Below are 22735 nucleotides of genomic sequence, written 5' to 3'. Positions count from 1 at the left end.
CCGTCGGTTCTTGTCGCTGGGATGGCTATATATAGGAATCAATCGCCATCGGGTCTGGTCGCCCACGGTCTGCCTGCCATCGCGCGGATGGCATCGCTGCGTTCCAGCGCTTCACGGAAGCCGGCGAGCGGGAAACGCACCTCCGTCTTCTCGCCGGCCGGCGACTGGCCGACGATGGAGACCTCCGGCGCCGGGGCGATCCGCTCCACCATGCGGCGGTTGATGTCGGGATCGGTCACCGCACAGGTGTTGGTCTCGAACCGGTAGGGCTTGCAGGGAGAATCCGGCTTGAACACCGACCGGTCGGACCAGACACGCACCAGCTTGTCGAGATCCAGCGATTCGGCGGACACCCGGAAGCGCAGCCCCTCGCGCCATTTCTCGGTCGAGCGCAGCCAGACCAGCCGCGCGGTGCGGTCGTTGGTGCCGCGGGCGGTCAGTTCGCATTCGACCTGACGCGTCGCGGTCCAGAGTTGGCAGTAGAGCTTCCAGGACTTGAAGGTCTCGTCGAACTCCTGGAAGGGCCTGTCGTTCGCCATGGCCGTGGGGGCAGCACCGGCAGAGAGAGCGGCCAGCATCGCCAGGGCGAGGATCAGGCGCTGTCCGTGGCGGGGGGCGGGCATGGGGCGGTCCTGTGGTGTGGGAGGCTATGGGCGGTCAGGTCTTGCCCCCACCCTAACCCTCCCCCGCTGGGCGGGGGAGGGGACAAGTGCTTAAGCGGCAAAGCAGCGGCAGTCCCTCCCCCACCCAGCTCTCGCACAAAGCTCCGCTTTGTGCTGACGCGGCAGGCGGACCGTAGGTCCGCTGAGAGCGGGGGAGGCTAGGTGGGGGTCTAAGTCCGCAAGAAGCCCTACCCCTCACTCCCTACGCTCGGCCCGCCGCCGCAGGAGGTGGTCGGCCAGCACGCAGGCCATCATCGCCTCGCCCACCGGCACGGCGCGGATGCCGACGCAGGGGTCGTGGCGGCCCTTGGTCAGGATATCGGTGTCGTTGCCGGCGGTGTCCACCGTCTGGCGCGGCGTCAGGATCGAACTGGTCGGCTTCACCGCGAAACGCAGGACGATGTCCTGCCCGGTGGAGATGCCGCCCAGGATGCCGCCGGCATTGTTGGACAGGAACTGCGGCTGGCCGTCCGGGCCCATGCGCATCTCGTCGGCGTTCAGCTCGCCGGTCAGTTCGGCGGCGGCGAAGCCGTTGCCGATCTCGACACCCTTCACCGCGTTGATCGTCATCATCGCGCAGGCGAGGTCGCTGTCCAGCTTGTCATAGAGCGGGTCGCCGAGACCTACCGGCACGCCGGACGCCACCAGTTCGACCACCGCGCCGACCGACGAGCCGCTCTTGCGGATGCCGTCGAGATACTCGGCCCACTGGGTGGCGGCGACCGGGTCGGGGCAGAAGAAGGGGTTGTTGTCGATCTCCGCCCAGTCCCAGCGGCTGCGGTCGACCTTGTGCGGGCCGATCTGCACCAGCGCGCCGCGCAGCTGGATGGCGCTGCCCAGCACCTTGCGCGCCACCGCACCGGCGGCGACCCGGCAGGCGGTTTCCCGCGCCGAGGAGCGGCCGCCGCCGCGGTAATCGCGGATGCCGTATTTCTGCCAGTAGGTATAGTCGGCATGGCCCGGACGGAATTTGCCGGCGATGTCGCTGTAGTCCTTGGAGCGCTGGTCGGTGTTCTCGATCAGCAGCGAGATCGGGGTGCCGGTCGTCTTGCCCTCGAACACGCCGGACAGGATCTTCACCTGATCGGGTTCCTGGCGCTGGGTGGTGTAGCGCGACTGGCCGGGCCGGCGCTTGTCCATCCAGGGCTGGATGTCCGTTTCCGCAACGAGGTCGATCAGCGACGGGCAGCCGTCCACGACGACGCCGATGGCCGGACCGTGGCTCTCGCCCCAGGTGGTGAAGCGGAAAAGCGTGCCGAAGCTGTTGCCGGCCATGGTGACATCCTCCCGAAACGAACCCGCACCTGTGACTTCACAAAATGTGAAGAAGAAGTGGGGGGTTTCTTGCGGCCTTTCGGCGGCAAGGTCAAGGAAGCGATGAACCGATTTTTAAGGGGATTTTTTAAAGAGGGGATGGTGCTGCCAGAGAGGATTGAACTCTCGACCTCTCCCTTACCAAGGGAGTGCTCTACCACTGAGCTACGGCAGCGCCGGATACGAACGCCTGATGACAGGATCGGAGGAATGGTGCTGCCAGAGAGGATTGAACTCTCGACCTCTCCCTTACCAAGGGAGTGCTCTACCACTGAGCTACGGCAGCCCCGATATCCGATCATCGCGAAGGCGATGCGTCCGGGTGAGGCGTTCAGGCTTGACCGCCCCCCGAAGTGGCGCGGGTTATGCCACAGGCCTTTTGGGGATGCAAGCGCTTAAAATCACCTCGTCACTCACTTTTTTTCACGCCCGGAATAAAGCCGGAGATCAAGCCTGCGTCGCAGCGGACGGAAGCACCGCTTCGGCGCGGAAATCGGGCACGACGGTGCCGAGGATGGACAGCACGCGCTCGCCGTCGCCGGCCCGCGCCGCCGCTTCCAGCTCGCCCACCGCGCGGTTGACCAGCGCATAATCGATCAGGCGGGGGGAGGCGAGGAAGACGCCGTCGGCCTCCGTGCGGCTCGGTGCCTCCGCGGCGGTCAGGATCTCCTCGAACAGCTTCTCGCCGGGACGCAGGCCGGTGAAGGCGATCTCGATGTCCACGCCCGGCCGGTAGCCGGCCAGCCGGATCATCTGGCGGGCGAGGTCGGCGATCTTCACCGGCTCGCCCATGTCCAGCACCAGGATCTTGCCGCGATCCTCCGCGCGGGTGGCGCCGTGGGCCGACGCCTGCAGCACCAGTTCCACCGCCTCGCGCACGGTCATGAAATAGCGGCGCATGTCGGGATGGGTGACGGTCAGCGGCCCGCCCTTGGCCAGCTGCCGGGTGAAGAGCGGGACCACCGAGCCCGAGGATCCCAGCACATTGCCGAAACGCACGGTCATGTAGCGGGTGGCATGCTCGGTCCCATCGCGCGGCGGCAGCACGTCCAGCGCCTGGCAATAGGTCTCGGCGAAGCGCTTGGCCGCGCCCATCACGCTGGTCGGGCGGATCGCCTTGTCGGTGGAGATCAGCACCATGGCGAGGCAGCCGGCGGCGCGCGCCGCGTCGGCCACGTTGCGGGTGCCGACCACGTTGGTCAGCGCGCCCTCGCACGGGTTGGCCTCCACCAGCGGCACATGCTTGAGCGCGGCGGCATGGAAGACCAGGGCGGGGCGTTCGTCCTGGAACAGGCGCATGATGCGGTCGCGGTCGCGCACGTCGGCGATCACCGCGCGGGTGTCGAGGCTTGGGAACTTCTCCCGCACCTCCATCTCGATGCTGTAGAGGTTGAACTCCCCGGCATCGAGCAGGATCAGCCGTTCCGGACCAAGCGCGGCGATCTGGCGGACCAGCTCGCTGCCGATGGTGCCGCCGGCGCCGGTGACGATCACCCGCCGCCCGCCGATCAGTCCGGATATGGCACCGCGGTCCAGCACCGCCTGCGGCCGGCCCAGCAGATCCTCCAGCGCGATGGGACGCACCTCCACGCCCTTGCCTTCGCCGAGCGCCGACTTGAACTCGGTCAGGCTGGGCAGGCGGGACATGACCAGCCCCAGCGCCTCCGCCCGGTCGAGCAGGCTGCGCAGGGTCGATCCCTTCAGCTCGGCATTGCCCTTGGTGACGATCAGCCGCTGCGGCCGTTCGCCCTTGCGTTCCAGCGCCTGGACCACCTGTTCGAGGTCGTCGGGGCCGCCCAGCACCGGCACGCCGCGCACGGCATGGCCGATGCGCCGGCCCTTGTCGTCGAGGATGCCGACGACGCGGTAGGCCGACTGTCCCGGCTGGTCGAGCGAGCGGATGAACAGCTCCGCCGCGTCGCCGACGCCCAGCAGCAGGACGGGAATGCGCGGCACGCCCTCCACAGCCTCGGCCCAGCTGAACCGGCGGTCCTTCAGGAAGCGGTAGGCGAAGCGCGGGCCGCCCAGCAGCAGCATCTGCACCAGCCAGAGGATCGGCGGCAGCGAGCGGGGCAGCAGTTCGGCGCGCGTCAGCAGGAACATCGCCAGCACGAAGCACAGCACCGCCACGGTGACGGCGCGCACCACCTGCATCAGGTCGGGGATGGAGGCGTAGCGCCAGATGCCGCGGTACAGTCCGAACAGCACGAAGACCGCTGCGGAAACGCCGACCAGCACCGGCAGCGCGATGGACAGCGCATCGGAATAGAGACCGAAGGCGGAACCGCCCACCCGCAGATAGAGGGCCACGACCAGGGCCACCCCGGTCATCACCAGATCATGCAGGAACACCAGGGATGCCCGTGCGGACGGGATGCGCATGCCGCTAAACCTTGTTCATTCGTTCGGCTTGTTTCGACGTCGCGATCAGCCGCGGGAAGCTTTGAACCATTCCGCGGTGGCGCGCAACCCGGTCGCAAGGTCATGCGGCGGGCGCCAGCCAAGCCTGTTGCGGATGGGGCCGTCATCCACCGTCAGCGTGCCGGCCAGACGGTCGAACACCGCCCGCGTCCCGGTCAGCGCTGCGCCCAGCGCCATCAGCCCCTGCGGCACCGGGATCAGCCGGGCCGGCCGGTCGAGCGCTGCGGCAATGGCGCGCACCAGATCGGCGGTCGACAGCGGCTCGCCGTCCTGGACCAGGAAGGTCCGGCCGGCGGCGTCGGGATGCTCCAGCACCGTCACCACCGCGTCGGCGAGATTGCCGACATAGATCAGGCTGCGCCGGTTGCGGATGCCGCCCAGGGGCAAGGGCAGGCCGGTCGCCACCAGCTTCACCAGCGCCCGCATGTTGCCGGCGGCACCCGGGCCATAGACCAGCGGCGGACGGATCACCACCACCTCCATGCCGGTGCGGGCGGAGATCGCCGCCAGCGCCCGTTCCGCCTCCAGCTTCGAGATGCCGTAGGGGCTGGTCGGGTTGGGCGGGGTCGCCTCGTCCAGCGGTGCGGGGCGGCTTTCGTCCACCATCGCCTTGATGCTGCTGAGGAAGACGAAGCGCTTCACCCCGGCGGCGGCGGCCTGCTCCGCCAAACGGATGGTGCCGGCGGTGTTGACACGGCGGAACTCCGCCAGCGGGTCGGCGGCGGTGTCGCGCATCACATGGACGCGGGCCGCCATGTGGATCACGGCATCCACGCCGGTGAGCGCGGCCGTCCAGTCGGTGTCGGGGCCGATGTCGCCGACGACGGCCGGCTCCCACGGCCCTTCGGAGGCGGTGCGCAGGGCCGCGCGCACCCGGTGTTCGTGGGCGGCCAGCAGCGGGACGGTGTGGCGGCCGACGAAGCCGGTGGCGCCGGTCAGGAGAACGCGCATGTGCGGGATGGTCCGGACTTGGTTCGTATGGTGGACTGAGCGACGATTTATTATCCGGTTTGGCCAGGGTGCGCCACGGCGCAAAGTCCGAAGCCCCTTTTCCGACTTTCGGTCGATGAAGGGAATGGTTATAAGCTGGACAGGGACGCGTGAATAAGGACGCTACCAAGACATGTCACATTTCGTGGACGATGCGAATGATCGGCACAGCCGAATCATCATCGTCAGCTTTAATTGCGCCGACTTCGTCAACCGCGTCATTGGCTGTCTGCTCGACCAGACCGATCCCGCTTTCGAAGTGGTGATCGTCGACAATGCCTCCAAGGACGTCGACGGCATCGCTCTGCCTGCCGATCCGCGATTCCGCATGATCCGGTCGGACACGAATGTCGGCTTCGCCAAGGCCAACAACATCGGCGCGGCCGGTGCCACCGTTCCCTGGATCGTCACGCTGAACCCCGACGCCTTTCCGCGGCGCGACTGGATGGAGCGGTTGCAGGCCGCCGCCCAGGCGCAGCCCGACGTGGCGATGTTCGGCTCGACCCAGCTCTTCTCGCACGATCCCCGCATGATCGACGGCGAGGGCGACCAGTATTCCATCTTCGGCTTCGCCTGGCGGGTCAATTACCGCCGCATGCTGAAGCCGCCCTATTACAGCGGATCGGTCTTTTCGCCCTGTGCCGCCGCGGCTATGTACCGGCGCGACTATTTCGAGGCCGTCGGCGGCTTCGACGAGGATTTCTTCTGCTATTGCGAGGATGTCGACCTCGGCTTCCGCATCCGGCTCAACGGCGGCCCGGCGGTGCAGGTCGGCGACGCGGTGGTGGAGCATGTCAGCAGCGGCGTGTCCAAGCAGTACGGCACCTTCGCCCAGTATCACGGCGTCCGCAATCTGGTGTGGACGATGGTGAAGAACATGCCGTTGCCGCTGCTGCCGCTGGCCTTCGTGGGCCATGCGCTGCTGGTGGTCTATCTGGTGGTGCGCAGCCTGGGCAGCGGGCGCACCGGCGCCATCGGCCGCGGCATCCGCGATGCGTTGCGCGGGCTGCCGCGCATGATCGCCAAGCGCCGCGCCATCCAGCGCGACCGCAAGGCCACTCTGGGGCAGGTCGCCCGCATGATCGCCTGGAACCCGCTGCTGCTGAAGACCCGCGGCCGGCCGGGGCTGCGGAAACCGCACAGCTCAGACCAGCCGCCATCCGTGGGTGTTGAAAAAGCGTAGGGCGGAACGGGCGAACATCCTGATATGCGCGCTGCCCTTGCGCGCTGCCTTGCCGCCGAAATGCACCATGCGCACATCCGGCACATAGGCGATCTCGCCCAGCGCCATCGCCCGGCGCGACAGGTCGAAATCCTCGAAATACAGGAAATAACCGTCGTCGAAGCCGCCCAGCCGGTTCAGCGCTTCGCGCCGGAACAGCATGAAGGCGCCGCTGACCTGCTCCAGTCCGGTGACGACCGAGTCGCGGGTGACGTCGCGCATCTCGTAGCGGTCGAGCCGCCGGGCGAACATCCGCTTGACCGATGCGGGGGCGAAGGCGCGCAGGCCCAGATCCAGCACGGTCGGCCGGCGCTTGCACAGGAACTCCTGCTCCCCCGACGGGCCGAACACCTTGGGCGTCAGCAGCACGGTGCGCGGGTGCGCCTCCATATAGCGCCAGCCGGCCAGCAGAGCGTCGGGCTCCAGCAGGATGTCGTAGTTCAGGATCAGGTGATAGGGCGCGTCGCCCTGACGGATCGCCAGATTGTGCCCGGCGCCATAGCCGACATTGCCGTGCCCGGCGATCAGCGTCACCGGCGGCCGGCCGGCTTCCGCATAGCGGTCCAGCAGCGCCCGGAACGGGTTGGAGCTTGGGTCGCTGCCCTCCGGTGCGCCATTGTCGACGATCCACAGCCGGGTCTGCACCCCGGCCCCCTCGGCCAGCCGGTCGGCGGCGGCACCGATGGTGTCGAGGGAGCGGACCAGCAGGTCCGGATCGGGGTGGTAGAGGACGACCGACAGGTCGAGGAAAGCGGAGGTCATGAGGATCAGGCCTTCGACATGCGCGTCAGCGTCGCCAGCAGCAGCGCGACGGTCACGGCACCGGGCACGAGCGTCCAGGCGCCGAAAATTCCGGCGGCCAGCGCCGCGACGACGAGGACGAGGCTGTAGCCGATGATGGTCAGCACCACCCGGTCATGCCGGCCGACGCCCTTGGCGGCCTTCTGATAGAAATGTTCGCGGTGGGCCTGCCAGATCTTCTCGCCGCGCAGCAACCGGCGCAGCAGCGTGATGGTGGCGTCGGTCAGGTAATAGGCGGGCAGGATCAGCGCCGCCGCCCAATCGCCGCGCGCCGCCAGCGAGGCCAGCAGGAAGGCCAGGATATGGCCGAGCGGAATGCTGCCGACATCGCCCATGAACATGCGCGCCGGCCGCCAGTTGTGGGTCAGGAACCCCGCCGCCGCCCCGGCCAGCGCCGCCCCGGCGACTCCGGTCAGACCGAATTCTCCCATCGCCAGCGACACCAGCGCGACGCCGCCGCCGATCAGGATGGTCTCGCTGCCGGCCAGCCCGTCGATCCCGTCCATGAAATTGTAGAGGTTGACGAACCACAGCCACAGGAAGGCGGTCGCCGCCCGGTCGAGCCCCCAGGGCAGCCAGCCCTGCCACACCAGCTGGTCGGACGGCAGCGCCAGCAACCCGAAGGCCACCGCCAGTGCCTGCACCGCCAGCCGCAGCAGCGGCGACAATTCCCGCCGGTCGTCCATCCACGACACCCCTATCAGCGCCAGCGTTCCCAGCAGCATCGCCCCCGTTTCCAGCGGCCGGCCGAAGGCGATCCCGGCGATGGCGAAGACCGGCACCACCGTCAGCATCACCGCCCAGCCGCCGCCGCGCGGGGTTGGGGCCTGATGGCTCGACCGCTCGTTCGGGATGTCCATGATGCTGCTGGCGAGGAGATAGCGCAGCACGCGGGTGGACAGATACCAGCCGGCGGCCAGACACAGCAGGAAGACGCCGATCAGCGCGGACGAATAGGCGGTGGAGGTCATGATGGCTCGGGTGGTGGAGGGGTAGGGGAAAGACGGTCAGAGCTTATGATAGCCCTTGTACCACTCCACGAAGCGGGGCAGGCCGATCTCGATCGGGGTCTTCGGCTCGAAGCCCAGCACTTGGCGGCTCAGTTCGATGTCGGCGGCGGTTTCCTGCACGTCGCCTGCCTGCATCGGTTCCATCACCTTCACCGCCTCGCGGCCGAATGCCTGTTCCAGCACGCCGATGAAGCGCATCAGCTCCTCGCACCGGTTGTTGCCGAGGTTGAAGACGCGGTGCGGGGCGCCGGTCTCCGCATCGACCGGTGCGGGGCGGTCGAGGGCGGCCAGCACGCCGGCGACGATGTCGTCGATAAAGGTGAAGTCGCGCTTCATCTTGCCGCCGTTGAAGACGCGGATCGGCCGGCCGGCGGTGATGGCGTCGGCGAACAGCCAGGTCGCCATGTCCGGGCGGCTCCACGGGCCATAGACCGTGAAGAAGCGCAGGCCGGTCATCGGCATCCGGTAGAGATGGCTGTAAGTGAAGGCCAGCATCTCCGCCGCCTTCTTGGTCGCGGCATAGACCGATACCGGGCTGTCCACCCGGTCCTCCACCGAGAACGGCATCTTGCGGTTGGCGCCATAGACGGACGAGGTCGAGGCATAGACGAAATGCCGCAAGCCGGGCATGCGCCGTGCCGCCTCCAGCAAGGTCACCTGACCGGTGACGTTGGCGTCGACATAGGCGTAGGGATTCTCGATGGAGTAGCGGACGCCCGGCTGCGCCGCCAGATGGACCACGCCGGTCACATCTTTGAGCTGCGGCCACAGACCCTCGACCGTCGAACGGTCGGAAATGTCCGCCTTGACGAAGCGGAAGCCGGGGCGGCCGGTCAGCCGGGCCAGCCGCGCCTCCTTGAGCGCCACCGCATAATAGTCGTTCAGGTTGTCGAGGCCGAGCACGCTTTCCCCGCGGTCCAGCAGAGCCGCCGCGACATGCGATCCGATGAAGCCGGCGGCACCGGTGACGAGGATGGTCATGGTCTCAAGGTCCTTATGACGATGGTCCGACGGACTTATGCCCCAGCGGCGACCGGGGCGCCAGCCTGCATCCGTCTGTGTCCGGTGACCGGTTCGCATGCTTGACAGCCGCTCCGCCCTGCCGGTCTACTGCGCGACCGCGACACATCAGGACCGATGGAACCATCGATGCCCCCGAAGAAGAATCCGCTGAACCTGAACCCGCTGCAGCTGCGCACCCTGACCCTGCTGCAGGAACTCGCCCGTCTGGAGAACAAGCCGGCCGAGGACGAGGAGGGTGGCTTCCAGATCACCGCCCTGCCGCATGCCCACGGCAACCACTTCCATCTCGGCCATTCCGTCGTCGCCGCCAAGGACGCCACCGGCCTGCAGAACGACGCCGTCTGGACCATTCTGGAGCGCAAGGGCATCGTGAAGCGCACCCCCGCCGCCGCGATCCTGACCGCCACCGGCGTCGGGTACGACACCGGCCTGCGCGACCAGATCCTGCACCAGTCCAATCACTGAGGCCGATCCCTGAGGCCTGCTGCGGAGCCTCTCCGATGGACGACAGCGCCGAGACGATGAAGGAACCGCCGGCTCCGGTGAAGCCGAAGCCGGCGGCGTCGGCCCGCGACGAACGCCTCGCCGCCCGCCTGCGCGAGAACCTGCGCAAGCGCAAGGAACAGGCGCGGCAGCGGGGGGAGTGAGGTGGGAAATGTGGGGCGTCGGTGCCCCCTCCCTAACCCTCCCCCGCCCAGCGGGGGAGGGTTAGGTGGGGGTATAACCCTCCACAATCCGCACGCCCCTAAGCCAAATCCTTCCTGAACCAGATCTGCCTGTGCCCCGGCGGATAGCCCTCCATCTCCGCCCACACCCGATAACCCTGCTTCGGATAGAAGCCCGGCGCCTGGAAGTCGTAGGTGTAGAGCCGCGACCAGCGGCAGCCGCGCGCCTTCGCCTCCGTCTCCGCCGCAGCCATCAACTGACCGCCGAGACCGCTGCCGCGGGTCGATTCGTCCACCCACAGCAGGTCGACATACAGCCATTCCCAGTTGGTGTAGCCGACCAGCCCGCCCTTCAGCGTGCCGTCCGCGTCGCGGGCGACCACCACCAGGTCGCGGCGGTCATAGGCGCGGCCGAGCGACGCCTCGTTGTAGGCGCGCAGGCCGTCGAAGACTCCGGCCAGATCGGCCGGGGCGGGAGTGTCCGTCACGGACAGGGTGAAGGTCTGGATCATGGTGGAGAGCTTAGCCTCCGCCGCGCGCAAGACCAGCGCCGTGATAAAGAACCGTCCATGCGCGCCAAGCGGCCTAGCTTTTCTTGAGCCCCGCCGCGTGCTCGGCTACAAACCAGCCTTCACGACCCCTTCATCCAATATATACGCCAAGGAGTACCCCCGCGATGGGCATCATGCCGGACAGCTGGATCCGCGAGATGGCCGAGACCAAGGGCATGATCGAGCCCTTCGTCGAGACCCAGAAGCGCGAAGGCGTGATCTCCTACGGCGTGTCGTCCTACGGCTACGACGCCCGGGTCGCCGATGAGTTCAAGATCTTCACCAACGTCGACAACGCCATCGTCGACCCGAAGCGCTTCGACGATTCGAGCTTCGTCGACCGCAAGACCGACGTCTGCATCATCCCGCCGAACAGCTTCGCGCTGGCCCGCACGGTTGAGTATTTCCGCATCCCGCGCGACGTCCTGGTCATCTGCCTGGGCAAGAGCACCTATGCCCGCTGCGGCCTGATCGTGAACGTCACCCCGCTGGAGCCGGAGTGGGAAGGCCACGTCACGCTGGAAATCTCCAACACCACCCCGCTGCCCGCCAAGGTCTATGCGAACGAGGGGCTGTGCCAGTTCCTGTTCCTGAAGGGCGACAGCGTGTGCGAGGTGTCCTACGCCGACAAGTCCGGCAAATACATGGGGCAGAAGGGCGTCACGCTGCCCCGGCTCTGAGCGCTCCTAATCCGACGCCTTTTCCGAAGGCGTATCCGCGAAAGAAACAGGTCCATGGACAAGATCCGCATCCGCGGCGGCCGCCCGCTGAACGGCTCCATCACCGTTGGTGGCGCCAAGAACGCCGCCCTGCCGCTGATGACGGCGTCGCTGCTCACCGACGAGACGTTGACGCTGACCAACCTGCCGATCCTGGCGGACATCAACACGCTGTGCAATCTGCTGCTGCAGCACGGCGTGGCGATCCACATGGCCGGTGCCGGCGGCGATTGCGCCGGCCGCGCCGTGGACTTCACCGCGCGCGACATCACCAACACCACCGCTCCCTACGATCTGGTCCGCAAGATGCGCGCCAGCGTGCTGGTGCTGGGACCGCTGCTGGCCCGCTGCGGCGAGGCCAGGGTGTCGCTGCCCGGCGGTTGTGCCATCGGCGCGCGCCCGGTCGACCTGCACATCAAGGGTCTGGAGGCGATGGGCGCCGACATCCGGATCGAGGCGGGCTACATCGTCGCCAAGGCCCCGGCCGGCGGTCTGCGCGGTGCGGAATACGTCTTCCCCAAGGTGTCGGTGGGCGCGACCGAGAACCTGCTGATGGCCGCCACGCTGGCCAAGGGCACCACCATCCTGGTCAATGCGGCGCGCGAGCCGGAAGTGACCGACCTCGCCGAATGCCTGGTCAAGATGGGGGCGAAGATCACCGGCATCGGCAGCGACCGGCTGGTGATCGAGGGGGTCGACCGATTGCATGCCGCCCGCCACATGGTGGTGGCCGACCGCATCGAGACCGGCACCTACGCCATGGCCGCGGCGATCACCGGCGGCCGTCTTGACATCATGAACACCCGTCTCGATTTGATCAAAGCGGCGGTCAAGGCGCTGGCACCGGCCGGCGTCGCCTTCGAGGAGATCGAGAACGGGATCCGCGTTTCGCGCGCCAACGGTGAACTGCACGGCGTCGATGTGATGACCGAGCCGTTCCCTGGCTTCCCCACCGACCTTCAGGCCCAGATGATGGCCCTGATGTGCACGGCCAAGGGTGCGGCGATGATCACGGAAACGATCTTCGAGAACCGCTTCATGCACGCACCGGAACTGACGCGCATGGGCGCGCGGATCACGGTCCACGGCTCGTCGGCCCTGGTGCGCGGTGTGGAGCGGCTGACCGGTGCGCCCGTGATGGCGACGGACCTGCGCGCTTCGGTGTCGCTGGTGCTCGCCGGGCTGGCGGCGGAGGGGGAGACGATGGTCAACCGCGTCTACCACCTCGACCGCGGCTATGAGCGGGTGGAGGAGAAGCTGGCGGCCTGCGGTGCGGAGATCGAGCGCATCCACGGCGGCGACGAGTAAACGGCGGGGGCGCCCCTCCCGCCTTCCCATTGAGGTTGGCCTTTCCCGAGAGGTGCCCCTGATTATGACGGCCATCACCCCGATCCGCCTGCGTGCCGAGGATGAGGAGGACCTGAAGGTCGTCTCCGCCTGCCTGCAGGACGCCATCCTGCCGGTCGGCGACATGTGCTTCCAGCCCGACGAGAAGCGGTTCGTCATGGTCGTCAACCGCTTCCGCTGGGAGTCGGCCGACCGGCCCCGGCCCGGTCCCACCGCCGACGACGACGATCTTGCTCCCTATGAGCGGGTCCATTGCGGCGTGCGGGTGGAGGGGGTGACCGGGGCCAAGCTGCGCGGATTCGACCTGAAGGATCGCGGGCAACTCCTGGAACTGCTGTCGATGGAGACGGTGGAGGGTGGGGTCGCCCTTCATTTCGCCGGCGGCGGCTGCGTCCGGCTCGACGGGCCGTCCTGGCGCATGGTGGTGGAGGATCTGGGCGAACCCTGGCCCACCGGCTGCAAACCCTGCCATCCCGACGAAACCGGCCTCGACCGGATCGCCTGAGCGGGCGGGCGGCGAGACGGGCAGGCGGAGCGCCGGTTCAGCGCTCCGCGACTTTGTTCAACGCTCCGCGACCTGGGTGTCGCTGTGCAGGCGGCGGATCACGTCCTCTGCGGTCTTCCTGTAGGTGACGGTGTCCACGTCCTCGCCCGGCGCCAGCTGCGAGCGGTGGACGGTGAAGAAGCGGTGGCCGACGTCCAGCATGCCGCTGGCCTCGACCAGGACGCTGTCGTCCTTGCCGGTGGCGGCAGGGGAAACGGAAACGATCTGGCCCAGCTCTTCGCCGAGCAGGCCGGTCACCTCGACGCCGACGAGGTCGTCACCGCTGCGCGGATCGGCGGCCAGCGCCGACTCGGCATGGGTGAAGGAAAAGGTCATCGCCAGCGCAAGGCCGGCCAACATGGTCTGGAACCTCATGGATCGGGCTCCCATCGCTGATGTGTGTCTCGTATGTCACAATCAACATAGGAATTGCGGAACGGTTCCCAGGGAACCATCCAGGGGTAATCCGGTTGCTGCGGCATAGGCCAACGCAATGGCCTTCAACGGCATGCACAGCGAAGGAGATCCCTGCATGGCTCAGAAACTCGACGGCAAGACCGTCGCCGTCCTCGCCACCGACGGCTTCGAACAGGTGGAACTGACCGAACCGGTGAAGGCGCTGCGCGACGCCGGCGCCACCGTGCATGTGGTCGCGCCCAAGGCCGGGCAGATCCAGGGCTGGAATCACCATGACCGCGGCGACATGGTCGATGTGGACGTCACGCTCGACCAGGCCGATGCCGGCCGCTATGACGCACTGCTTTTGCCCGGCGGCGTGATGAACCCGGATTCCCTGCGTCTGGAGCCCAAGGCGATCGAGTTCGTGAAGAGCTTCGTCAATTCCGACCGGCCCATCGCCGCGATCTGCCACGGCCCCTGGACGCTGATCGATGCCGGCGGCGTGCGCGGCAAGCGCATGACCAGCTGGCCGTCGCTGCAGACGGACCTGCGCAATGCCGGGGCGAACTGGGTCGACGAGCAGGTTGTGACCGACCACGGGCTGGTCACCTCGCGCAAGCCCGACGACATTCCGGCCTTCTGCCGCAAGATGATCGAGGAGTTCTGCGAAGGCCGCCACGCCGGCCATCGCAACGCTGCGGAGTAGGGGACGCTTCTACCCCCTCCCTAACCCTCCCCCGCTTCGCGGGAGAGGGGACTGGTCCGGCAATCGCAAACGTCACCCTCTCCCGCAATCGGACCGGCCTTCGGCCGGCCGAGGGCGGGGGAGGGAAGGGACCCATGCGAAAGCATGGGAAGGGAGGGGGCATCCCCTACGGAGCGTTGGATCTACGCCGTCACCAGCGGCGACAACCCGTTCTGGATCGCCCACACCGCGGCCTGCGTGCGGTTCTGCGCGTTGATCTTCCGCATCACGTTCTTGAAATGCATCTTCACGGTCGATTCCGTGATGTGCAGGTTGCGCGCAATGGCCTTGTTCGACTGGCCGGCCAGAAGGCAGCGCAGGATCTGCACCTCGCGTTTCGACAGGTCGCCGCTGGGCGGCATGGCGATGGGCGTCGGGGTGTGCTGCGGGCGTTCGTTGGCGGCGGCCATCAGCAGCCCGGCGACATGGGTGGGATAGACCACCTCGCCCAGCATCACCAGCCGCAGGGAGCGCAGCAGGCTCTCGCTCGACATGCTCTTGTTCAGATAGGCGTCGGCGCCCGCCTTCAGCGACTGCGACAGGCTGCGGTCGGCGATGGTGTCGGCCAGCACGACGATCCGCGCCGACGTGCCTTCGCGCAGGCGGCGGATGCCGGCTATCTCCTCGGGCATGCCGTCCTGCAGCGCCAGCACGATCAGGTCGGGCTGGTCGCCGTCGGCGATCAAGTCGAGCGCGTCGTCGGCGCTGGCCGCGTGGGCGCTGACCCGGAAGGGGCCGCCGCCGATCAGCGTCGCCAAGGCCGCCGAGAAAAGCCGGTCATGGTCGACCAGCATCACAGTCCATGTCTTCATCGATCATCCTCCGCTGGGCCGCCCATTGCCGGGCGGCGGCGATCCCCCCTTTGATCTGCATCCCCTGGACCCCGGTCGGAAGACCAGCGCCAAGGACCGGGCCGACTGATCCGGTCCAGGCAGACTCCGAACATGAAAAATTAGAACAATATTGTTCGGAACAGCGGGCTTTACGCTTCGTGCCGGGATGATTTATACGGTTCATTAACCAACGGCGCAAGATGAGAACAGGAAAGTCACAGCCAATAGATCGGATTTAGCCAGAAATTGAACGGAGATCCGTTCATTCGATATTGAGAGGTAGCCGCGCCATAGAGCGGCGCGAATGAACCGCTTTCCCGATGGGGCCTTTTGGGTGTTCTTGGCCCTTCTGAAAAGCGGTCCGCTGAGCATAAGGGGACACGATGGAGTTCGAGCTTCAAGCGCGCGGCAGTTCGCGCAGCGCGGGCAATCCGACGCGGATTTTTCTGGTGGTCGACGAGCAGCCGATGGTTCGCCACGGCTTCGCCCTGTCCATCGGCGAAATCTGCCCCGGAACGCGCGTGCTGGAGGCCGGGTCGTTGGATGAAGCGCTGGACGTCGGCCGCAAGACTCCCGAACTGGCCTTGGTCCTGTACGATCCCGGCCCGCCGCGCGGTGACGATGCGGATGCCGGCGGCGGCGCCATCGACGGGCTGCGCCGCCTGAAGGAAGCGCTGGGCGAGGTGCCTGTGCTGATCCTCACCAACTCCGACGAGGTGGCGGACATCGTCGACAGCGTCCGCATGGGCGCCCGCGGCTATGTGCTGAAGACCAGCCCGCCGGAAGTGCTGGAGCATGCCATCTCGCTGGCGCTCAGCGGCGACGTCTTCCTGCCGCTGCCGCGCGCCGTGCTGAACGGGGCGCTGAGCGAGGGGCCGCGCGGCAACGACGACATCCTGGACCGGCTGACCGACCGCCAGCGCGACGTGTTCGAACTGCTGCTGGCCGGCCATTCCAACAAGGAGATCGCCCGCGGCCTTGGCGTGCTGGAAGGCACGGTGAAGGTGCATGTCCGCGCCATCATGCAGAAGCTGGGCGTGCGCAACCGCACCCAGGTCGCGGTGGTCGCCGCCCGCAACGGCTGCTTCAACGGCGAGGGCTGAGCGGGGCGGGGTGTCCGTCCGCATTGCCTGAACGGCTCCGCTTCCGGCAGACTGGCGCCCGCAACATCCAGGGTGGGAGCGGGCGCTTGGTTCAGGTGGCGGTGGCCGACAGGCCGGAAGACGCAGGTCGCGAGGAAAAGAAGGTCGCCGTCCATGGCGCCGCCACCGTCCGGTTCGAACATCGGCACGGCGAAACGCGACTGGCGACGCTCTACCACCACGACCCGCTGCGGGTGCTGATGCCGACGCCGCGTCGCGGCGATCTTCCCATCGCGGTGCTCGCCACCACCTCCGGCGGGATGGTCGGCGGCGACCGCATGGACATCGCCCTCGCGGTCGGGCCGGGGGCGAAGGCCCTGGTCACCACCCAGGCGGCCGAGAAGGTCTATCGCTCCACCGGGGCCGACTGCCGCATCGACACTGTGTTGTCGGTGGAGGACGGCGCGTGGCTGGAGTGGATGCCGCAGGAAGCCATCGTTTTCGAAGGCTCCCGCCTGCGCCGCCTGACCCGGATCGACCTGTCGGGCAATGGGCGCGCCATCGCCGGCGAGATGCTGGTCTTCGGCCGCGCCGCCTTCGGCGAGACGGTGACCCGCGGCCTGATCCGCGATGCCTGGGAGGTCGCCCGGGACGGCCGCCTGATCTGGGCCGACGCCCTGCATCTGGACGACGACATCGCCGAGGCGCTGGCCCACCCCGCCGGCTTCGGGGGAGCCGCCGCCTGCGCCACCCTGCTGCACGCCGCCCCCGACGCCGCCCGCCACCTCGACGCGATCCGTGCGCTGACCGAGCCGCTTGAGGGCGTGCGCATTGGCGCCACCGCGCTGGACGGTCTGCTGGTCGTCCGCATCCTCGGCGGCGACGCCCGCGCGGTGCGCCGCGCCTATGCGGCGCTGTGGTCGGGTTTGCGTAGTGAGGCTGCCGGGCTGCCGACGCGCCTGCCACGGCTGTGGGAGGTTTGACGGTCGCGTCGAAGCCTTCCCGCCAGCACTTTCAACCCCCTACGTCATACGACGCACTTGGCGCACCGCATCATCGTGGCATAATCGCCACCAACCGGCCGGCAACGATCCGGCAATGAACAGGGCGGCGAAAGGGCAATCCCCCGATGAACCTGACAGGGCGCGAGAAGGACAAGCTGCTCGTCGCGATGGCGGCGATGGTGGCGCGGCGGCGGCTGGAGCGCGGCGTCAAGCTGAACCATCCGGAGGCGGTCGCCCTCATCACCGACTATGTGGTGGAGGGCGCGCGCGACGGCCGCACGGTGGCCGAGTTGATGCGCGACGGCGCCACCGTGCTGACCCGCGATCAGGTGATGGAGGGCATCCCCGAGATGATCCACGACATCCAGGTCGAGGCCACCTTCCCCGACGGCACCAAGCTCGTCACCGTCCACCAGCCGATCCGTTGAGGGGGACTGCCCGATGAAACCCGGTGAAATCTTCCCGGCGGCCGGCGAGATCGTGCTGAACGACGGCCGCGCCACCGTCGAACTCGACGTCGCCAATGCCGGCGACCGGCCGATCCAGGTCGGCTCGCACTTCCACTTCTACGAAACCAACAGCGCGCTGACCTTCGACCGTGAAAAGGCGCGGGGCTTCCGGCTCGACATTCCCGCCGGGACGGCGGTGCGCTTCGAGCCCGGCCAGACCCGCCATGTGAAGCTGGTCGCCTATGGCGGCGACCGGGTGGTGATCGGCTTCAACCGCAAGGTCAACGGCGCCCTCTGACGGGCCGACAGGGAAGGGCGAAGGATTATGGCGCACCGCATCGACCGGGCCGAATATGCGGCCCTCTACGGCCCGACCACCGGCGACCGTGTCCGGCTGGCCGACACCGACCTGATCGTGGAGGTCGAGCGCGACCACACCGTCTATGGCGAGGAGGTGAAGTTCGGCGGCGGCAAGGTGATCCGCGACGGCATGGGCCAAAGCCAGCGCTCGCGTCACCAGGGGGCGGTCGACACCGTCATCACCAACGCGCTGATCATCGACCATTGGGGCATCGTCAAGGCCGACATCGGCATCACCGGCGGGCGCATCGCCGCCATCGGCAAGGCCGGCAATCCAGACGTCCAGCCCGGCGTCGACATCATCGTCGGTCCGGGCACCGAGGTGATCGCGGGCGAAGGCAAGATCGTCACCGCCGGCGGCATCGACGCCCATATCCACTTCATCTGCCCGCAGCAGGTGGACGAGGCGCTGAACAGCGGCGTCACCACCATGCTGGGCGGCGGCACCGGCCCGGCCGCCGGCACCGCGGCCACCACCTGCACGCCGGGACCCTGGCATATGGAGCGGATGCTCCAGGCCGCCGAAGGGCTGCCGATCAACCTGGGCTTCTTCGGCAAGGGCAACACCAGCCGCCCCGACGCGCTACTGGAGCAAATCGCCGCCGGCGCCTGCGGCCTGAAGCTGCACGAGGATTGGGGCACCACGCCCGACGCCATCGACACCTGCCTGACCGTCGCCGACCAACTCGACGTCCAGGTGGCGATCCACACCGACACGCTGAACGAATCCGGCTTCGTCGAGGACACCATCGCGGCGTTCAAGGGCCGCACCATCCACACCTTCCACACCGAAGGGGCGGGCGGCGGCCATGCGCCGGACATCATCCGGGTGGCGAGCCTCGGCAACGTGCTGCCCAGCTCCACCAACCCGACGCGGCCCTTCACCATCAACACGGTGGACGAGCATCTGGACATGCTGATGGTGTGCCACCACCTCAGCGCCCGCATTCCCGAAGACGTCGCCTTCGCCGAAAGCCGCATCCGGCGCGAGACCATCGCGGCGGAGGACATCCTGCACGACCTGGGCGTCTTCTCCATGATCTCGTCGGACAGCCAGGCGATGGGCCGGCTGGGCGAAGTGATCATCCGCACCTGGCAGACCGCCCACAAGATGAAGCTGCAGCGCGGCCGGCTGCCGCAGGAGACGGGCGACAACGACAATTTCCGGGTCAAGCGCTACATCGCCAAATACACCATCAACCCGGCGCTGTCGCACGGCATCGGCCATGTCGTCGGCTCCGTCGAGGTCGGCAAGCTGGCCGATCTGGTGGTGTGGTCGCCGGCCTTCTTCGGGGTGAAGCCGGACATGGTGATCAAGTGCGGCACCATCGCCGCCGCGCTGATGGGCGACCCCAACGCCTCGATCCCGACGCCGCAGCCGGTGCATTACCGCCCGATGTTCGGCGCCTTCGGCCGGGCGATGCAGGCCAGCAGCGTCACCTTCGTCAGCGCCAAGGCGATGGAGCTGGAGGTCGGCCGGCAGCTTGGCCTGCACCGCGAGCTGATCGCCGTCCAGGGCACCCGCACCGTCGGCAAGAAGCACATGATCCACAACGACGCGACCCCGCACATCGAAGTGGATCCGGAAACCTACGAGGTGCGGGCGGACGGGCAGCTGCTGACCTGCGAACCGGCGGACGTCCTCCCGATGGCGCAGCGGTATTTCCTGTTCTGAGGCGCTTTATTTAATCCCCTCTCCCGCCCGGGGAGAGGGTTAGGGTGGGGGCACGTGGCGTGGGCGGTCTTCGGCTGCGCCGAACCCCCTCATCCCGACCTTCTCCCTAGGGGGGAGAAGGGGATTCAAGCAAGGTTTCGTCGGTGATCGGTGTATTCGACTCAGGACATGGCGGATTGACGGTGCTGCGAGCCCTGGTGGACGCCGCCCCCGACCGGCCCTTCGTCTATCTCGGCGACCATGCCGCCGCTCCCTACGGCCCGCGCAGCGAGGACGACATCTACCGGCTGACCATCGCCGGGATGGACCGGCTGTTCGCCCAGGGTTGCCGGCTGGTCGTCATCGCTTGCAACACCGCCGCGGCCGTCGCGCTGCGCCGATTGCAGCAGGAATGGCTGCCGTCGGCCCATCCCGGCCGCAATGTGCTGGGCGTGCTGGTGCCGATGGTGGAGGCGATCACCCGCGTGCCCTGGATGATCGACACCGTGCCGCCGGACCATCTGGCCGAACCACGCAGCGTCGGCATCTTCGCCACCGCGGCCACCGTCAATTCCGGCTCCTTCCCGCGCGAGATCGGCAAGCGCGCCCCCTCCATCCGCGTCGTGCAGCAGGCCTGTCCCGACCTCGTGCCGCTGATCGAGCGCGGGGCGTCGGATGCGGAGATCGAACCGGCGGTCGCCGGCTATGTCGGGGTGCTGCTGGACAAGATGGGCAGCCAGCCGCTGGACACGGTGGTGCTGGGCTGCACCCATTACCCGCTGGTCCGCCACCTGTTCGCCCGCGCGCTGCCGCCGGGTGTGGAGGTGCTGTGCCAGCCGACGCTGACCGCCCGCTCGCTGGAGCAGTATCTCGACCGCCACCCCGAATACCGCCCTAACCCAGCCGAACGGGGCCTGCGCTTCTTCACCACCGGGGACGCGGCGCTGGTCAGCGAGCTGGCCAGCCGCTTCTTCGGCCACCCGACCCCCTTCGAACGGCTTAGCTGATGACCGACCCCACCCGCCGCGCCACCCGAGTCCATGCCCGCGGCCATTGGCCCGCCGAGCAGGCGGCCGGCACCGTGACGCTCGCCTTCGACGACCGCTTCCGCCGCCGCATGGCGATGACCGACGATGCCGGCGGCGCCTTTCTGCTCGACCTGCCGCGGGCGGTGGCGCTGGACGACGGCGACGGGCTGGAACTGGGGGACGGCAGCTTCCTGCGCGTGGTCGCCGCGCCTGAGGAACTGATGGAGGTCCGCGTGCCCGGCCCGGTGGAGGCCTTCGCGCGGGTGGCCTGGCATCTCGGCAACCGTCACCTGCCGGTGCAGATCGTCGGCGACACCATCCGCCTGCGCCGCGACCATGTGATCGAGGATATGCTGCGCGGGCTGGGCGCCGAGGTGCGTGACGTGACCGCGCCCTTCATGCCGGAAGGCGGCGCCTATGGCGGACATTCGCATGGCGGCGGGCATGGGCATTCGCACTGAGGTGGAGGGCGGCGTCTCCACCCACGCCCTGACGCGCCTGCTGGCGTGGCTGTCGCCGAGCTTCCCGGTCGGCGGCTTCTCCTACAGCCATGGAATCGAGGCGGCGGTGGAGCAGGGGCTGGTGCGCGACCGCGCCACGCTGATCGTCTGGCTCGACGGCATCCTGCGCCATGGCGCCGGGCGGACCGACGGCATGCTGTTCGCCGCCGCCCATCGCGCCGTGCGGTCGGGGGACGAGGCCGCCTTCGCCTGGGCGGTGGAGCGCGCCGACATCCTGCGCGCCTCCTCCGAAACCGCGCTCGAATCGCGGGCGCAGGGGCAGGCTTTCCTGTTGGCGATCCGCGCCGCATGGCCGCTCGAAGACCTGCCGCGCTGGGATGCGGTGATCGCCGCCACCGGCCGACCGGTCGCCTATGCGGTGGCGGTGGCGCTGGTGTCGGCGTTGGTCGGCGTGGCGGAGGGGCCGGCGCTTACCGCCTACCTCCACGCCTTCGCCGCCAATCTGGTGTCGGCCGGCGTCCGGCTGGTGCCGCTGGGCCAGACCGACGGGCAGCGGGCGCTGGCCGCACTCGACCCCATCACCCACAAGGCGGCGGAGGCGGCATTGGCAGCCCCGCTCGACGATCTCGGCGGCCGGGCAATGGCCGTCGACTGGACCTCGATGATCCACGAAACCCAATATACGAGGCTGTTCCGCTCATGAGCGCTCTCCCCGCTATCGAAAAGAGCCACGCCGGTCCGCTTCGCGTCGGCATCGGCGGCCCCGTCGGCTCCGGCAAGACCGCGCTGACCGACGCGCTGTGCAAGCGCATGCGCGACGATTGGGAGGTCGCGGCGATCACCAACGACATCTACACCAAGGAGGATGCGGAATTCCTCACCCGCTCCGGCGCGCTGAAGCCGGAACGGATCATGGGTGTGGAGACCGGCGGCTGCCCGCACACCGCGATCCGTGAGGATGCCTCGATCAACCTCGCCGCCGTCGACCAGATGAACGCGAAGTTCCCCAACCTCGACCTGATCTTCATCGAATCGGGCGGCGACAACCTCGCGGCCACCTTCTCGCCGGAACTGGCGGACATCACCATCTACGTCATCGACGTGTCGGCCGGCGACAAGATCCCGCGCAAGGGCGGGCCGGGCATCACCCGCTCGGACCTGCTGGTGATCAATAAGACCGACCTCGCCCCGATGGTCGGCGCAAGCCTGGAGGTGATGGACCGCGACGCCCGCAAGATGCGCGGCGACCGTCCCTTCGTCTTCGCCAACGTCAAGGCTGGCGAGGGCGTGGACGCCATCCAGTCCTTCATCGTCCAGCGCGGCGGCCTGCCCCTGCCGGGTTGAGGGTCTTACACCCGAAGACACAACCGCGGGACGACCGGCGCACGGGAACCTCCGGCTTGACCATGCTGTTCATGCAGCATGAGACGATTCAAGCCGGAGGATGTCCC

Annotated in this window: 26 protein-coding genes and 2 tRNA genes; 16 read left to right on the top strand and 12 right to left on the bottom strand. The window is 68.0% G+C overall.

What is annotated here, in order from left to right; translation table 11 throughout:
- Window positions 1-38: 38 nt before the first annotated feature.
- The 6 genes from AZOLI_RS09880 to AZOLI_RS09855 form a co-directional block, all read right to left on the bottom strand.
- Entirely contained in the window at window positions 39-623 is a 585-nt protein-coding gene (locus AZOLI_RS09880) for a hypothetical protein (protein ID WP_014248479.1), read from the bottom strand.
- Between the two features lie 234 nt (window positions 624-857).
- On the bottom strand, window positions 858-1937 hold the full coding sequence (gene aroC / locus AZOLI_RS09875) for a chorismate synthase (RefSeq protein ID WP_014248478.1): 1080 nt from the start codon (window positions 1935-1937) through the stop codon (window positions 858-860).
- A gap of 139 nt (window positions 1938-2076) precedes the next feature.
- Window positions 2077-2151, bottom strand: a tRNA-Thr gene (locus AZOLI_RS09870).
- A 36-nt stretch (window positions 2152-2187) separates the two neighbouring features.
- A tRNA-Thr gene (locus AZOLI_RS09865) sits at window positions 2188-2262 on the bottom strand.
- Between the two features lie 161 nt (window positions 2263-2423).
- Window positions 2424-4358 carry a polysaccharide biosynthesis protein gene (locus tag AZOLI_RS09860; RefSeq protein WP_014248477.1) on the bottom strand — a complete coding sequence of 645 codons (1935 nt, stop codon included), beginning with the start codon at window positions 4356-4358 and terminating at the stop codon, window positions 2424-2426.
- A 45-nt stretch (window positions 4359-4403) separates the two neighbouring features.
- Window positions 4404-5348: a UDP-glucose 4-epimerase family protein gene (locus AZOLI_RS09855; protein ID WP_014248476.1), complete on the bottom strand. Its 945-nt coding sequence runs from the start codon at window positions 5346-5348 to the stop codon at window positions 4404-4406.
- Between the two features lie 172 nt (window positions 5349-5520).
- Between AZOLI_RS09855 and AZOLI_RS09850 the strand changes: the two genes are divergently transcribed.
- On the top strand, window positions 5521-6570 hold the full coding sequence (locus tag AZOLI_RS09850; RefSeq protein WP_014248475.1) for a glycosyltransferase family 2 protein: 1050 nt from the start codon (window positions 5521-5523) through the stop codon (window positions 6568-6570).
- Here AZOLI_RS09850 and AZOLI_RS09845 read toward each other — a convergent pair.
- The 3 genes from AZOLI_RS09845 to AZOLI_RS09835 are packed head-to-tail and all read right to left on the bottom strand — an operon-like array spanning window position 6532 to window position 9401.
- Window positions 6532-7371: a glycosyltransferase family 2 protein gene (locus tag AZOLI_RS09845; RefSeq protein ID WP_014248474.1), complete on the bottom strand. Its 840-nt coding sequence runs from the start codon at window positions 7369-7371 to the stop codon at window positions 6532-6534. The genes AZOLI_RS09850 and AZOLI_RS09845 overlap by 39 nt on opposite strands.
- A gap of 5 nt (window positions 7372-7376) precedes the next feature.
- On the bottom strand, window positions 7377-8381 hold the full coding sequence (locus AZOLI_RS09840) for an MraY family glycosyltransferase (protein ID WP_014248473.1): 1005 nt from the start codon (window positions 8379-8381) through the stop codon (window positions 7377-7379).
- Window positions 8382-8417: 36 nt separating this feature from the next.
- Window positions 8418-9401 carry an SDR family NAD(P)-dependent oxidoreductase gene (locus AZOLI_RS09835; protein WP_014248472.1) on the bottom strand — a complete coding sequence of 328 codons (984 nt, stop codon included), beginning with the start codon at window positions 9399-9401 and terminating at the stop codon, window positions 8418-8420.
- Window positions 9402-9569: 168 nt separating this feature from the next.
- Between AZOLI_RS09835 and AZOLI_RS09830 the strand changes: the two genes are divergently transcribed.
- Both AZOLI_RS09830 and AZOLI_RS32455 read left to right on the top strand, forming a co-directional pair.
- Complete coding sequence (locus AZOLI_RS09830; RefSeq protein ID WP_014248471.1) at window positions 9570-9908, top strand: hypothetical protein; 339 nt, start codon at window positions 9570-9572, stop codon at window positions 9906-9908.
- A 35-nt stretch (window positions 9909-9943) separates the two neighbouring features.
- Window positions 9944-10090 carry a hypothetical protein gene (locus AZOLI_RS32455; protein ID WP_014248470.1) on the top strand — a complete coding sequence of 49 codons (147 nt, stop codon included), beginning with the start codon at window positions 9944-9946 and terminating at the stop codon, window positions 10088-10090.
- A gap of 98 nt (window positions 10091-10188) precedes the next feature.
- Here AZOLI_RS32455 and AZOLI_RS09825 read toward each other — a convergent pair whose 3' ends face one another.
- Window positions 10189-10620 carry a GNAT family N-acetyltransferase gene (locus AZOLI_RS09825; protein ID WP_014248469.1) on the bottom strand — a complete coding sequence of 144 codons (432 nt, stop codon included), beginning with the start codon at window positions 10618-10620 and terminating at the stop codon, window positions 10189-10191.
- A gap of 164 nt (window positions 10621-10784) precedes the next feature.
- Here AZOLI_RS09825 and dcd point away from each other — a divergent pair, with 164 nt between their 5' ends.
- From dcd to AZOLI_RS09810, 3 genes are all read left to right on the top strand, one after another.
- A complete protein-coding gene (gene dcd, locus AZOLI_RS09820) occupies window positions 10785-11339 on the top strand; it encodes a dCTP deaminase (RefSeq protein ID WP_014248468.1) in 555 nt (184 codons plus the stop codon).
- Window positions 11340-11393: 54 nt separating this feature from the next.
- Window positions 11394-12686, top strand: a complete 1293-nt coding sequence (gene murA / locus AZOLI_RS09815; RefSeq protein ID WP_014248467.1) for a UDP-N-acetylglucosamine 1-carboxyvinyltransferase — start codon at window positions 11394-11396, stop codon at window positions 12684-12686.
- A gap of 64 nt (window positions 12687-12750) precedes the next feature.
- Entirely contained in the window at window positions 12751-13230 is a 480-nt protein-coding gene (locus AZOLI_RS09810) for a DUF2948 family protein (protein ID WP_014248466.1), read from the top strand.
- Between the two features lie 57 nt (window positions 13231-13287).
- Here AZOLI_RS09810 and AZOLI_RS09805 read toward each other — a convergent pair whose 3' ends face one another.
- A complete protein-coding gene (locus tag AZOLI_RS09805; RefSeq protein ID WP_014248465.1) occupies window positions 13288-13644 on the bottom strand; it encodes a hypothetical protein in 357 nt (118 codons plus the stop codon).
- A gap of 157 nt (window positions 13645-13801) precedes the next feature.
- Between AZOLI_RS09805 and AZOLI_RS09800 the strand changes: the two genes are divergently transcribed.
- Window positions 13802-14374, top strand: a complete 573-nt coding sequence (locus AZOLI_RS09800) for a type 1 glutamine amidotransferase domain-containing protein (protein ID WP_014248464.1) — start codon at window positions 13802-13804, stop codon at window positions 14372-14374.
- A gap of 182 nt (window positions 14375-14556) precedes the next feature.
- On the opposite strand, the gene AZOLI_RS09795 is transcribed toward AZOLI_RS09800, so the two are convergent.
- Window positions 14557-15225 carry a LuxR C-terminal-related transcriptional regulator gene (locus AZOLI_RS09795; protein WP_014248463.1) on the bottom strand — a complete coding sequence of 223 codons (669 nt, stop codon included), beginning with the start codon at window positions 15223-15225 and terminating at the stop codon, window positions 14557-14559.
- A gap of 404 nt (window positions 15226-15629) precedes the next feature.
- On the opposite strand from AZOLI_RS09795, the gene AZOLI_RS32970 reads away from it, so the two are divergent.
- The 9 genes from AZOLI_RS32970 to ureG all read left to right on the top strand — a co-directional run bounded on the left by AZOLI_RS32970 (window position 15630) and on the right by ureG (window position 22628).
- Window positions 15630-16349, top strand: a complete 720-nt coding sequence (locus AZOLI_RS32970) for a LuxR C-terminal-related transcriptional regulator (RefSeq protein ID WP_014248461.1) — start codon at window positions 15630-15632, stop codon at window positions 16347-16349.
- A gap of 95 nt (window positions 16350-16444) precedes the next feature.
- A complete protein-coding gene (locus AZOLI_RS09785) occupies window positions 16445-17311 on the top strand; it encodes an urease accessory protein UreD (protein WP_044550724.1) in 867 nt (288 codons plus the stop codon).
- A 146-nt stretch (window positions 17312-17457) separates the two neighbouring features.
- A complete protein-coding gene (locus AZOLI_RS09780; RefSeq protein WP_014248459.1) occupies window positions 17458-17760 on the top strand; it encodes an urease subunit gamma in 303 nt (100 codons plus the stop codon).
- Between the two features lie 13 nt (window positions 17761-17773).
- Window positions 17774-18079, top strand: coding sequence for an urease subunit beta (locus AZOLI_RS09775; protein ID WP_014248458.1), 306 nt, complete (start codon window positions 17774-17776; stop codon window positions 18077-18079).
- A gap of 27 nt (window positions 18080-18106) precedes the next feature.
- Window positions 18107-19816 carry an urease subunit alpha gene (gene ureC / locus AZOLI_RS09770; protein ID WP_014248457.1) on the top strand — a complete coding sequence of 570 codons (1710 nt, stop codon included), beginning with the start codon at window positions 18107-18109 and terminating at the stop codon, window positions 19814-19816.
- A 182-nt stretch (window positions 19817-19998) separates the two neighbouring features.
- On the top strand, window positions 19999-20802 hold the full coding sequence (locus AZOLI_RS09765; RefSeq protein ID WP_244442557.1) for a glutamate racemase: 804 nt from the start codon (window positions 19999-20001) through the stop codon (window positions 20800-20802).
- Window positions 20802-21284, top strand: coding sequence for an urease accessory protein UreE (locus tag AZOLI_RS09760; protein WP_014248455.1), 483 nt, complete (start codon window positions 20802-20804; stop codon window positions 21282-21284). The genes AZOLI_RS09765 and AZOLI_RS09760 overlap by 1 nt, the downstream gene beginning before the upstream one ends.
- Window positions 21241-21987, top strand: coding sequence for an urease accessory protein UreF (locus AZOLI_RS09755; RefSeq protein ID WP_014248454.1), 747 nt, complete (start codon window positions 21241-21243; stop codon window positions 21985-21987). The genes AZOLI_RS09760 and AZOLI_RS09755 overlap by 44 nt, the downstream gene beginning before the upstream one ends.
- A complete protein-coding gene (ureG, locus tag AZOLI_RS09750) occupies window positions 21984-22628 on the top strand; it encodes an urease accessory protein UreG (protein WP_014248453.1) in 645 nt (214 codons plus the stop codon). The genes AZOLI_RS09755 and ureG overlap by 4 nt, the downstream gene beginning before the upstream one ends.
- Window positions 22629-22735: the final 107 nt, after the last annotated feature.

Origin of the sequence: Azospirillum lipoferum 4B (assembly GCF_000283655.1) — a bacterium.
Lineage (GTDB): Bacteria > Pseudomonadota > Alphaproteobacteria > Azospirillales > Azospirillaceae > Azospirillum > Azospirillum lipoferum_C.
This window is presented reverse-complemented; position numbering and strand designations above follow the sequence as displayed.